Annotated in this window: 10 protein-coding genes; 8 read left to right on the forward strand and 2 right to left on the reverse strand. The window is 65.2% G+C overall.

Annotation, left to right across the window (positions count from 1 at the left end; all coding sequences use genetic code 11):
* The 3 genes from N826_RS24835 to N826_RS24845 all read left to right on the forward strand — a co-directional run.
* Positions 1 to 1,807, forward strand: a 1,807-nt coding sequence (locus tag N826_RS24835; RefSeq protein ID WP_282183079.1) for a DNA translocase FtsK, incomplete at its 5' end; no start/stop codon positions are given.
* 69 nt (positions 1,808 to 1,876) lie between these two features.
* The gene (locus tag N826_RS24840; protein WP_052832001.1) at positions 1,877 to 2,536 is read left to right on the forward strand and encodes a LolA family protein; all 660 of its coding nucleotides are present in this window, start codon (positions 1,877 to 1,879) and stop codon (positions 2,534 to 2,536) included.
* Between the two features lie 145 nt (positions 2,537 to 2,681).
* A complete protein-coding gene (locus N826_RS24845; protein ID WP_044433143.1) occupies positions 2,682 to 3,077 on the forward strand; it encodes a c-type cytochrome in 396 nt (131 codons plus the stop codon).
* A gap of 72 nt (positions 3,078 to 3,149) precedes the next feature.
* Here N826_RS24845 and N826_RS24850 read toward each other — a convergent pair whose 3' ends face one another.
* Entirely contained in the window at positions 3,150 to 4,217 is a 1,068-nt protein-coding gene (locus tag N826_RS24850) for an acyltransferase family protein (RefSeq protein WP_044433145.1), read from the reverse strand.
* A 334-nt stretch (positions 4,218 to 4,551) separates the two neighbouring features.
* On the opposite strand from N826_RS24850, the gene N826_RS24855 reads away from it, so the two are divergent.
* Positions 4,552 to 5,865: an O-antigen ligase family protein gene (locus tag N826_RS24855; RefSeq protein WP_044433147.1), complete on the forward strand. Its 1,314-nt coding sequence runs from the start codon at positions 4,552 to 4,554 to the stop codon at positions 5,863 to 5,865.
* Between the two features lie 15 nt (positions 5,866 to 5,880).
* Here N826_RS24855 and N826_RS24860 read toward each other — a convergent pair whose 3' ends face one another.
* On the reverse strand, positions 5,881 to 6,291 hold the full coding sequence (locus tag N826_RS24860; protein WP_044433148.1) for a hypothetical protein: 411 nt from the start codon (positions 6,289 to 6,291) through the stop codon (positions 5,881 to 5,883).
* A 181-nt stretch (positions 6,292 to 6,472) separates the two neighbouring features.
* On the opposite strand from N826_RS24860, the gene N826_RS24865 reads away from it, so the two are divergent.
* The 4 genes from N826_RS24865 to polA all read left to right on the forward strand — a co-directional run bounded on the left by N826_RS24865 (position 6,473) and on the right by polA (position 12,400).
* Positions 6,473 to 7,150: an HAD family hydrolase gene (locus tag N826_RS24865; RefSeq protein WP_044433150.1), complete on the forward strand. Its 678-nt coding sequence runs from the start codon at positions 6,473 to 6,475 to the stop codon at positions 7,148 to 7,150.
* 65 nt (positions 7,151 to 7,215) lie between these two features.
* Positions 7,216 to 7,839: a phosphatase PAP2 family protein gene (locus tag N826_RS24870; protein WP_052832003.1), complete on the forward strand. Its 624-nt coding sequence runs from the start codon at positions 7,216 to 7,218 to the stop codon at positions 7,837 to 7,839.
* A 154-nt stretch (positions 7,840 to 7,993) separates the two neighbouring features.
* Positions 7,994 to 9,037 carry an acyltransferase family protein gene (locus N826_RS24875; RefSeq protein ID WP_373866628.1) on the forward strand — a complete coding sequence of 348 codons (1,044 nt, stop codon included), beginning with the start codon at positions 7,994 to 7,996 and terminating at the stop codon, positions 9,035 to 9,037.
* A 456-nt stretch (positions 9,038 to 9,493) separates the two neighbouring features.
* Positions 9,494 to 12,400, forward strand: coding sequence for a DNA polymerase I (gene polA, locus N826_RS24880; protein WP_244619510.1), 2,907 nt, complete (start codon positions 9,494 to 9,496; stop codon positions 12,398 to 12,400).
* The last annotated feature ends 51 nt before the right edge of the window (positions 12,401 to 12,451 follow it).

A 12,451-nucleotide genomic window follows, 5' to 3' on the forward strand; every position in this document is an offset into this window, starting at 1 on the left:
CACGGACGAGCCGGCGCCGGTGCAGCCCAGGGCGCGGGCCGGCCGGTCCGCCGAGCGGCGCGACCCGGTGCTGGGCGGCCAGGACGCCAAGGCGCCGGGTGGACGCACCGTTACCGTCGCCGACCCGGATGACGGCGATGACGGTGCCGACGAGGCCGGACGGGAGAAGATCCGGAACGTCTCGGTGGTCGCTCCGGCTCCGAAACCGGTCGCGTCGCCGTCGCCGTCGCCTCGCGGCAAGGCCGCCGAGCCGATGCTCGACCTACACAACCCTACCGACTACGAGCTGCCGCCGCTCGACCTGCTTCAGCTTCCCGACCCCTCGGCCAAGCCCAGCATGCTGGACGAGGACGCCCTTCAGCAGAACGCCGTCATGCTGGAAGGCGTGCTGGCCGATTTCGGCGTCCGGGGCGAGATCCAGAAAGTCCATCCGGGGCCGGTCGTCACCCTGTACGAGCTGGAGCCGGCCCCCGGCACCAAGTCGTCGCGCGTGATCGGCCTCGCCGACGATATCGCCCGCTCCATGAGCGCGGTTTCGGTCCGCGTCGCCGTGGTGCCCGGCCGCAACGTGATCGGCATCGAGCTGCCGAACGCCCGGCGCGAAGTGGTCCTTCTGCGCGAGCTGCTGTCGGCGGAGACTTACGAACGCTCCGCCGCCAAGCTGGCGCTCGTGCTCGGCAAGGATATCGGCGGCGCCCCGGTGATCGCCGATCTGGCCCGCTTCCCGCACCTGCTGGTCGCCGGCACCACCGGTTCCGGCAAGTCGGTCGCGATCAACACGATGATCCTGTCGCTGCTCTACCGGCTGCCGCCGGACAAGTGCCGCTTCATCATGATCGACCCGAAGATGCTGGAGCTTTCGATCTACGAAGGCATTCCGCACCTGCTGACCCCCGTCGTGACCGACCCCAAGAAGGCCGTCGTGGCGCTGAAGTGGACGGTGCGGGAGATGGAGAACCGTTACCGCGCCATGTCCAAGCTGGGTGTCCGCAACATCGAGGGCTACAACGCGCGCCTGCGCGAAGCCCGGAAGAACGCGGAGGTGCTGACCCGCCGGGTGCAGACCGGCTTCGACCCCGATACCGGCAAGCCGATCTTCGAGGACCAGCCGATCGACCTGACCGAACTGCCCTATATCGTGGTGGTGGTGGACGAGATGGCCGACCTGATGCTGGTGGCGGGCAAGGACATCGAGGCGGCGATCCAGCGGCTGGCGCAGATGGCGCGCGCCGCCGGCATCCACCTGATCATGGCGACCCAGCGGCCGTCAGTCGACGTCATCACCGGCACGATCAAGGCGAACTTCCCGACCCGCATCAGCTTCCAGGTCACCAGCAAGATCGACAGCCGCACCATCCTGGGCGAGCAGGGCGCCGAACAGCTGCTGGGCCAGGGCGACATGCTCTACATGGCCGGCGGCGGCCGGATCACCCGCGTCCACGGCCCGTTCGTCCGCGACGACGAGGTCGAGAAGGTCGTGGGCTACCTGCGCACCCAGGGCGAGCCGAACTACATGGAGTCGATCACCGAGGACGAGGAAGAGTTCCCCGGCGGCGGCTATGGCGACGACGAAGGAGGCGGCGGCGGCCGTCCCGGCTCGGGCGACGAGTTGTACGACAAGGCGGTGGCCTTGGTCCTGCGGGAGCGGAAATGCTCGACCAGCTTCGTCCAGCGGCACCTCCAGATCGGCTACAACAAGGCCGCCAAGCTGGTCGAGAAGATGGAGCAGGAAGGGGTCGTCAGCCAGGCCAACCACGTCGGCAAGCGCGAGGTGCTGGGGCGGTCCGATGAGATGGACGACCAGTAAAATACTCCGCCCGGGGAAAAGTGGTGATTCGCCCTTTTCCGGTCACACGGATTGAGCATATTGGGGGGCATGAAAGCCATGCTCCGCCCCTTCGTGCTCGCCGCCGGTCTTGCCCTGGCCTCGCTGGCATCCGTCCCCATCGTCACCACCATGGCCCAGGCAGCGCCCGCCGCCGCCAACCTGACGCAGCAGCAGCGGCAGGACATCGGCCGGATCGAGCAGTATCTCGACGGCGTCAAGACGCTGAAATCGGATTTCGTCCAGGCCGGCAACGACGGTTCCCTGGTCAAGGGCACGATCTGGCTGTCGCGGCCCAACAAGATGCGGCTGGAATACGACCCGCCGATCAAGAACTTCGTCGTCGCCGACGGCTGGTTCGTCTTCTACTGGGACGACGAGTTGAAGCAGCAGACCAGCGCTCCGATTGGCAGCACCATGGCCGACGTGATCCTGCGTGACAATCTCCGTCTCAGCGGCGACATCACCGTCACCGACTTCCACCGTGAGGCCAACGTGATCGAAGTCTCGGTGGTCCAGACCAAGGACCCCGGCACCGGTGTCCTGACCCTGGTGTTCGAAGACGGACCATTGCGGCTGCGCAAGTGGCGCGTGCTGGACCCTCAGGGCCTCACGACGGAAGTGGCATTGCTCAATCCCCAGGTCGGCGTCAGCCTGGATCGCAACCTCTTCATCTTCCGGGATCCCTCCATGGGGGTGCGCCGCGACTAAACGAAAGCCGTCCGGCGATTCGAGAGAGACTTGGAAGTTCCCGGCAACAACCTAGTGTCTCATGCGTTTTGACCCGGTTGACCATAGCCGGGTCTACCGCGAGGGGCGGTCAGCCCGACATGCAGAAGCTTGAGGAGACGCTACAATGAGAAAATTTCTCGACGCCTGTTCCGGATGCCTGATGGTTGCCGCCGCTTCGGTGGTCATCATGACGGCCGGCGGCGCCCAGGCTCAGGATGCGGAAGCCGGCAAGAAGGTTTTCAACCAGTGCCGCGCCTGCCACGTGCTTGACCAGACGACCAACCGCGTTGGGCCGCATCTTGGGGGCCTGATCGGCCGCAAGGCCGGCTCGGTCGAGGGCTTCTCCTATTCCGACGCGATGAAGAACTCGGGCATCACCTGGGACGAAGAGCAGCTCGCCAAGTACCTGAAGGATCCCAAGGGCGCGGTTCCCGGCAACAAGATGGCCTATGCCGGCGTCAAGAAGGACGACGATCTGAAGAACCTGATCGCCTACCTGAAGGAAGAAACCGCTAAGTGATCTTCCTCCGGCCCGGCTAGAGGCCGGGCCGAACCATCTGCCGCCGTCATGGCCTCCGTTATGGTCGAGCCCTTACGGTTGAGCCGATGAATCGGCAAGCCGCCGGTTCGTATCCTGAGGACCGGCGGACGGGTTGTCGGCAGAAGGATCGCCGGCGGAAGGACTGATGGTGAACCAGTCCGGCTTGCGGAACAGCCAGGGGAACTTCAGCCTGTCGCAGGTTTCCGCCAGCAGGATCGGCAGAAAGACGCCGCCCAGCGTCGATCCGACCAGTAGCAGCCCGGGCTGGTCGCCCAGACCCAGCTTCGACAGGATGACCCGCGTACCGGCCGTCGCAATGGTATGCGACACGAAGATGGGAAGCGAATAGCTGCCCATGTAACGGAACACGCCGTCCAGGCGAAGCTCCGACAGGCAGATGCAGAGCGTCGCCATGGCGAAGATGCCGAATATGGCGCAGGTCAGCCAGATCATGGGGACCTGCCTGAGGTCGGCATAGATCACGGCCAGCGTCACCGCCGAAAAGAGCGGCACCAGCACGGCGGCATGGATCGGCCTGAAGCGCTTGGCCTGCTCCAGGATCACCCCCGACCCGTAATACCCCATCAGGAAGAAGACGTAGGTGCCGCAGAAGTGATCCAGCGAATAGCTGCCGGTATCCATCGGCGTCACCGCCAGCGCGCCGGCCAGGGGCAGCACGATGAAGTAAGGCACCGGCCGCAGCAGCCGCGTGATCAGGAAGAACGCCAGCAGCACGTAGACGAACCACAGGACGTTGATCGGCTGGTAGGCGATATAGAGGATCGCGTAGGGGTCTATCTCATGATTGGCGACCGACCCCGTCATCATGCGGAACGAGTACTGGATGACGCACCAGACGATATAGATGTAGACGAAGTGCAGCACTGTCCGGTTGATGAACTGGTTGGTCGGACGGGCGATGCTGCGGGCCGCGAAGATGCCGGAAACAAAGAAAAACAACGGCATGCGGAAGATGTTGAAAAAATCGTTACAATAATCGAAAAATGTCGGATTGAGTCCGACAGCGGTATTGACCCCGTACATGGCGTGGCCGTAGACTACGAGGCAGATAGTCAGCCCCTTGGCACACTGTACCCACGCAATCTTGTCGTCCTTCATCAGCTCGCTCGTCCGAACAATTCAAAGATACTTCGCGGCTACACATTGGCATGTGGGTGCAACATAGGCACGATGGTTTGCGTGGTGCCCCCATTGACCCCATTCGTCAACCATCCGACTGACGAAGAACCGGCATGCCTGGACTTCGGTGCAGGAACGGCAGGGGATCATCGGGCGCACCACGGGCAAGACGCCCGTAGAGCATCAGGCTTACCCGAATGACCGCTGCCGTAGTCCCCCGCGGCTTGCTACGATCCCTCGGGAGAGTGCTGCAAGAGCTAGAGCAAGATTTCGACGCCGGAGAGTTGAGCGTCGATCGATGGAATTTCGCTGAATGACCAATCTGCAATTCTACCTGCTCCGCAATATGGAGCGGATATTCGGTATTCTGGCGTTGATGACGCTGGCGGGTGCTTTTATCCCTTATCTCTTCGCCTTCTCGTCGGGCGACGAGATGACCAACCGGGATTTCGCCAACGAGGTCGAGTCCGGCAACATCAAGTTCCAGGCCGCCACGCTCACGATCTATTCGATCGGGCTCATCTATATCCTGGCCGAACGCGTCCGGATGCCCAAGCTGCTGATCGGCAACTGGGCGCTGCTGGCCCTGGCCGGCTTTGCCATTCTCTCCTCTTTCTGGTCCTACTATCCGGACGCCACCTTCCGCCGCGCCTTCGCTTTGGTGCTGACCACCACCTTCGCCTTCTATCTGGTGCTTCGCTTCACCCCGCGCGAACTGCTCCAGATGGTGGCCTGGGCGCTGTTCCTGGGGGCGGCGCTCTCGCTGGTCCTTGTGATCCTTTATCCGGGCTCGACCATCCACCACGATGCGCTGGCCGGCAGCTGGCGGGGTTCTTTCGGGCACAAGAACCGGCTCGGCCGCATGATGTCGCTGGCCGTCGTGATCTTCTGCCTGCTGCTGATCGAGAAGGACGGCAAGAAGAACTGGTTCAACTGGGCCGGGTTCGGGCTTTGCGCCTTCATGCTCGCCATGTCCCAGTCGCGCACGGCCTGGATCACCACGATGGCCCTGCTGCTCTTCATCCCGGTGCTGCGCTTCCTGCGCGGCGCCCGCCTGCCGATGTCGCTGCGGGTCGGCACCCTGCTGATCGTTGGGTTCGCCGGCGTTATGGCGGTTACCCAGTTCCTGGTCGTCGGCCTCGAAGCCGTGGGCCGCGATCTGACCTTTACCGGCCGCACGACGATCTGGACCCACGCGATCCACGCCGGCATGAACCACTCGATGCTGGGGGCGGGATACCGGGCGTTCTGGACGCCGGAGGGCGCCAGCTACGTCTATGCCCGCCTGTGGGCGGTGGTCGGCAACGGCCACAACGGCTATCTCGACGTCTGGCTGGAACTGGGCTTCGTCGGCCTCGGCATCTTCATCGTGATGTTCGCGACCGGCATCGGCCGGGCCTATTCGCGCCTGATCAGGAGCAACGACATCGTCGGGCTGTTCTACGCCCTGATCATGGTCTACGCGCTGATCTACAGCTTCACGGAGAAGTTCCTGCTGGAGCAGAGCGAACTGACCTGGATGCTCATGATGGTCACGCTGCTCTACCTGACGCCGCGCCGCGTACCGGCGGTCAGCCGGTCCGCCATGCCGCTTCCGGCGCGGGGATATCCGGCGCCCGGCGAGTGATCGCCGGGCCTCCGCTCAGGCGTGGGCGGCCAGGGCGTAGAGCTTGGCTTCGGTATCGGCCAGCACCCAGCCGTCGACGGTTACCGTCCGCCCGGCGCTGAAGTCTTCCCGGATGCGGGTCCGCAGCCAGCCATGGACCTGTGCAGGGTCGCCGGCCGCCAGACGGTCGCGCTCCGGTCCGAAGATGCTGTCCACCAGCGCCTGCCTCGACTGGCACAACTCCGCGCGTCCCCGGCACGCCATGCCGACGCGGCGGACGTCGCCAGGGCTGCTGAACATGCTGAGCGCGGTTTCCGCGAGCTGCGGGTCGCCGGCCCGTTCGGGCAGGGTGAACGCCTGGGCGCGGGGCTGGATGGCCATCATCCCGCCGGCGGCGGTCAAACCCGCCAGAGCTGCACGGCGCGTGAGCTTCAAATGCTTTATCATGATGTCGAAAACCTTCCGGAACGCCAGCCTTTCGAGAAGGCTCGCCTGACAAAGCCTATGTTTCGCCCGTAAAGCGGACAATCGAGCAGGGTTGGTAATCCCAAGGTTAGTTACTCAGAGTGGCGCAACTGTCACTTATTCGGACGTGTTCACCCTTCACGCGTGATTCAAGGAGATCCTCATGGCTCACATGGATACCGCCTTCATCTTCGATCTGGACGGCACGCTGATCGACAGCGTCTACCAGCACGTGCTGGCATGGCAGGAAGCGCTGGACGCCGAAAAGATCGAGCTTTCGGCGTGGCGCATCCACCGCAAGATCGGCATGAGCGGCGGATTGTTCGCCAACATGCTGATCCGGGAAACCCAGCTCGACATCAGCCAGGACCTGCTGGACCGCCTGCGCAGCCGCCATGCCGAAGCCTATCGCCGCCAGTCCGGCAAGGTCCGCGCCTTGCCCGGATCGCGTGAGCTTCTGGCGCACCTGACCGCCGCCGGCATCCCTTGGACCATCGCGACCAGCGGTCGGATGGAGACGGCCGGCCCCAATCTGGAGATGCTGGGCATCGACTTCGCCAAGGTCCCCGTGGTCACCCGCGATCAGGTCAAGTACGCCAAGCCGGACCCCGACCTGTTCCTGACCGCCGCCGAGCGGATGGGCGTCGATATCCAGTCCTGCATCGTCGTCGGCGACAGCATCTGGGACACGCTGGCGGCCCAGCGCGCCCGCGCGCTCAGCGTCGGCCTGCTGTGCGGCGGCTATGGCGAGGATGAACTCCAGCGGGCGGGCGCCTTCCGCGTCTACGAGGACCCGGCCGACATGCTGAAGCACCTGGACGAGGTCGGCGGACGGCGCTGAGGGAACGAGGCCGAAGCGACTGGGATGTTCAAGGAACCGGGATAGCGAGAATACGTTATATCCCTATGGAAAACTCCTATCCGCTGCCGCGCAGACTCAGGGCGTCGATTCCGCGCCGCTTCCTGCGCACCAGAGCCTGCGCCGCCGCTCCGTGGGATCTGACGTCGCTTGATACCGTCGTCCGGGAATACTCCCTGGACGATCCGGGACCCATGGCCAACGCGGTCAAGATCGCCGGGCGCTACGGCATCAAGCGCCACGTCCTGATCCCGGCCTTCGCCCTGTGCTGGGCCATGGGCCGGCGCAACGGCGACGCTGACCTCGAGCATACCGGCAAGGTCGGCCTGACCGGCGTCGTGGCGACGGCGCTGGTGGCCGAAGTGATCAAGCGTCAGCTTTGCCGGTCGCGTCCGGTCGATTGCGGCGATGCCGGCGAATGGGGGACGGAGGGCGCCCGCTCGTTCCCGTCGGGCCATGCCGGTACGGCCTTCGCCACCGCGACCGCGATCGCCTGTACCGCCGGCGACCGCCGGATCGGTGCGGCGGCCTTCGCCGCCGCCGGCGTACTGGCCGGAGGCCGCGTGATCGCCGACCGCCACTGGACCACGGACATCATGGCCGGAGCCGCCCTGGGCACGGCAGTCACGGCTCTGGCTGCCTATTGGCTGAACCGCAGGCCGGATGCGTAGCATATCGGGATATCCGAGACATTAGAAGGTCCTGCGCTCCTCGCTCTGGTAATCCGGCGGCCGGCTTGGCAGGGTCGGCCGCACCTGGAAGAAACCGGAGCGGGGCCGATCGATGGGGAGCGGGACGATGCGGACGGGCGCCAATATCGTCTCGATACAATATCTCCGCGCCGTTGCGGCGCTCCTCGTCGTCTTCTATCACGCGATCTACCAGATCAAGGAATACCAGGGCCTTTTCGAGGGCGGCCTCTGGCGGTTCGGGGCAGCCGGCGTCGATATCTTCTTTGTGATCAGCGGCTTCATCATGTGGGTGACGACGGCGGAACGTCCCACGGCACCGCTGGCCTTCATGAGAAACCGGATCGTCCGAATCGTCCCGATGTACTGGATCGTGACGCTGGGGCTGTTCGCGCTGTCGTCGGCCCTACCCAACGCCATCATGATCGTGGACACCACGCCCGGCCACCTTGCGCGGTCGCTCCTGTTCATCCCGCATCCGGACCCGGCGCAACCGGAGCGGCTGTGGCCGCTGCTGCTGACGGGGTGGACGCTCAATTACGAGATGTTCTTCTACGGCATTTTCGCCTGTGCGCTGCTCCTGCCGCGCCGGTTCATGCTGCCGGCGGTTTTCGCGGTGTTCCTGGGCCTGACGCTGGTAGGCTTCGCCGGATTGGCGCATGGCCCGGCGCTGAGCTTCTGGACCGAGTCCATCGTGATGGAGTTCGTGGCCGGCATGCTGGTCGGGCGCCTGTATCTTGGCGGACGCCTGTCGTTTTCCACCCCTATATCAGTCGCCCTCGTCGTTGCGGGCGGAGTCCTGCTGGTGGCGGCGACGCCCTGGGCGGCACCGCAGACCCGGCTGCTGGCCTGGGGACTTCCCGCGCTCATGATCGTCATCGGCTCGCTTTCTCTGGAAAGCCGCCGCCAACTGCGCGGCAAGGGCCTAATGGAACTGCTGGGCGACGCGTCCTACTCGATCTACCTGACGCATATCGTGACGCTGGGCGCGCTCCGGACCTTGTGGAACATGGCAGGACTGACCAAGCCCGGACTGCCCGCCGCGGTGACCTTCATCGGCGTAGCCACGCTGGTCTGCACGGCGGTCGGCGTCGCTGCCTATGCCGGCCTGGAGGCGCCGGTCACGCGCGCCGCCAAGCGGCTGAGGCTCGGAGCCCGGCGGGCGCCGGCGCTCGGCTGAAACCGGCGGAGCATCGCTGAAGGAAAGAAGAGGGAGATGGTGTCCGCGGCGGGATTCGAACCCACGGCCCCAGGATTCATACCACTTCGGCTTTCGCCGCCGCCTAAAGGCGTTCGTGGTCTGGACTGTCCCTTCACCATAGGCCGAAGCCGACAGGTGCCGCCCGTCCAGTCTCTACACCTTCCAGTCCACGCCGGTCGCCCTGCGGGAGTGGCTTGGCTCGGGATCGGCAAGGCGCCAAGCGGCACCCCAGCTTTCCCCGACTTTGAGCGGTTCCGTTGCGAGGTTTCCCGGCGCAACGCCCAATTTTGCAACAAGGAATCCTGTGCTCTATCCTGCTGAGCTACGCGGACATTATCTCCGGCGCAATCTCTATCCGTTTTCCGGCCATGGGGCAACCCGCAATTAACCGCCGCCGTATCGACCGGAACCCCCGACCGTGCTATGTGCTTGCCCATGACCGACGCCTCCCAGACAGACGCTTCCCCGGCCGCCCCACCGGCGGCATCCGTGGAACCCGCCGCCGCAGCAAAGCCCGCCGATGCCCTGTATCTGGTGGACGGCTCCGGCTTCATTTTCCGCGCCTTCCACGCGATCCCGCCGCTGACCCGCAGCGACGGCACGCCGGTCAACGCGGTGATGGGCTTCACCAACATGCTGATGAAGCTGCTGGCCGATCACCACGCCGAAGCTGTGGCGGTGATCTTCGACAGCAAGCGGCTGACCTTCCGCAACGACTTCTATCCCGACTACAAGGCCCACCGGCCGGAACCGCCCGAAGAGCTGAAGCCCCAGTTCGGCATCATCCGGGAAGCGGTCGAGGCCTTCTGCGTCCCCAGCATCGAGCTGGAAGGGTTCGAGGCCGACGACCTGATCGCGACCTATGCCCGGCTCGCCCGCGAGCAGGGCCGGCCGGTCACCATCGTATCGTCCGACAAGGACCTGATGCAGCTGGTCGGCGACGGCGTCGGCATGCTGGACCCGATGAAGAACAAGACGATCGGGGTGGAAGAGGTCTTCGAGAAGTTCGGCGTCACGCCCGACAAGGTGGTGGACGTACAGGCTCTGGCCGGTGACCCGATCGACAACGTACCGGGCGTGCCCGGTATCGGCGTCAAGACGGCCGCCCAGCTCATCGGCGAGTACGGCGACCTGGAAGCGCTGCTGGAACGAGCCGGCGAGATCAAGCAGCCCAAGCGCCGGCAGGCGCTGATCGACAATGCCGAACTGGCGCGGGTTTCCAAGCGGCTGGTCAAGCTCGACGACCACGTCGAGGTGCCGACTCCATTGGAAGACCTCAAGGTCCGCGAACCGGATCACGAAAAGCTGCTGGGCTTCCTGCGTCAGCAGGGCTTCCGTTCGATCATCACCCGCGTCGAGAACGAGATCCGCGCCGACGGCAGGCTGGTGGACGGCGCATCGGCCCCACAGCCCACTGCTTCCACCGGCGAAGCCGCCACCGGAGAAGCACCGGCACTATCCCCGACGGCAAACCCGCGCGCCCAGTTCGACGGTAAGGGCAGCTACGAGCTGGTCCAGACGGCCGAGGCGCTGGACCGCTGGATCGCGGCGGCCTACGAAGCCGGCACGCTGGCGGTCGATACCGAAACCGACAGCCTGACCGCGTGCAGTTGCAAGCTGGTCGGCATCTCGATGGCGGTGGAGCAGGGAGCTGCCTGCTACATCCCGGTCGGCCACGTCGGACCGGACGGCGCAAAGGCCGAAGGCTCGCTCGACCTGGTGCCGTCGGACGCGCCGAAGCAGTTGCCGGTGGACGAGGTCGTAGCCAAGCTGAAGCCGCTGCTGGAGGACCCCACAGTCCTCAAGATCGGTCATAACCTCAAATTCGACATCCAGGTCTTCGGCAGCCACGGCATCCGGCTGGCCCCGATCGACGACACCATGCTGCTTAGCTACGTGCTGGAAACGGGCCTGCACGGTCACGGCATGGACGAGCTGGCGAAGCTCCACTGCGGCTACACCCCGATCACCTACGATCAGGTCACCGGCACCGGCAAGTCGCGCGTCACCTTCGACCGCGTGGCCCTGGACAAGGCGACCGAGTACGCCGCCGAGGACGCCGACGTGACGCTCCGGCTGCACCACGCGTTGAAGCCGCGCCTCGTGCCCGAGCGCATGATCACCCTGTACGAGACGATCGAGCGCCCGCTGATCCCCGTCGTCGCCGACATGGAGGCGGAAGGCATCCTGGTCGATCGCGCCGTGCTGTCCGACCTGTCGCGCGACTTAGGTGCCCGGCTGGCCGAGCTGGAGACGGAGGTTCACCGGCTCGCTGGCCATCCGTTCAACGTCGGCTCGCCCAAGCAGTTGGGCGAGGTGCTGTTCGCCGAAATGGGTCTGGCGGGCGGCAAGAAGGGCAAGACAGGGGCCTATTCGACCGACAGCGCCACGCTGGAGCCGCTGGCCGAACAGGGCCACGACATCGTCCAGAAGGTGCTGGACTGGCGCCAGCTCGCCAAGCTGAAGAGCACCTATACCGACAGCCTCCAGCAGCAGATCGACCAGAAGACGGGCCGGGTGCATACGTCGTTCGCGCTGGCCATCACCGGCACCGGGCGGCTGTCCTCGACCGATCCCAACCTCCAGAACATCCCGATCCGGACGGAGGAGGGCCGCAAGATTCGCCGGGCCTTCATCGCCAAGCCGGGCCATGTCCTGCTGTCGGTCGACTATTCGCAGATCGAACTGCGGCTGGTCGCCGAGATGGCCGGGATCGAGGCGCTGAAGCTGGCCTTCCGCGAGGGCATCGACATCCATGCGATGACGGCGTCCCAGGTGTTCGGCGTGCCGCTGGACCAGATGACCGGCGAGATCCGGCGCAAGGCCAAGGCGATCAACTTCGGCATCATCTACGGCATCAGCGGCTTCGGCCTCGGCCGCCAGCTCGGCATTTCGGCGGGAGAGGCCAACGCCTTCATCAAGACGTATCTGGAGCGCTTCTCCGAGCTTGCGGCCTTTATGGACCGCACCAAGGAGTTCTGCCGCCGCAACGGCTACGTCACGACCCTGTTCGGCCGCCGCTGCCACATCCAGGGCATCGCGGAAAAGAACCCCGCCCGCCGCCAGTTCGCCGAGCGGCAGGCGATTAACGCCCCGATCCAGGGAACGGCCGCCGATATCATCAAGCGCGCCATGATCCGTATCCCGCCGGCCCTTGCCGATGCCGGACTTAAGGGGCGCATGCTGCTCCAGGTCCACGACGAACTGGTGCTGGAGGTGCCGGAGGCGGAAGCTGCTAAAACCGCCGATCTGGTCCGCCAGACGATGGAAGCGGCCGCCAGCCTGGGTGTCCCTCTGGTCGCGGAAGCCGGCACCGGCCATAGCTGGGCGGAGGCGCACTGAGGGTCTTTGTGCCTCCCATCCATCTTTGCTTGACGCTGTCCGAATAACTGG

This window comes from Skermanella aerolata KACC 11604 (assembly GCF_000936425.1).
Taxonomy (GTDB): Bacteria; Pseudomonadota; Alphaproteobacteria; order Azospirillales; family Azospirillaceae; genus Skermanella; species Skermanella aerolata.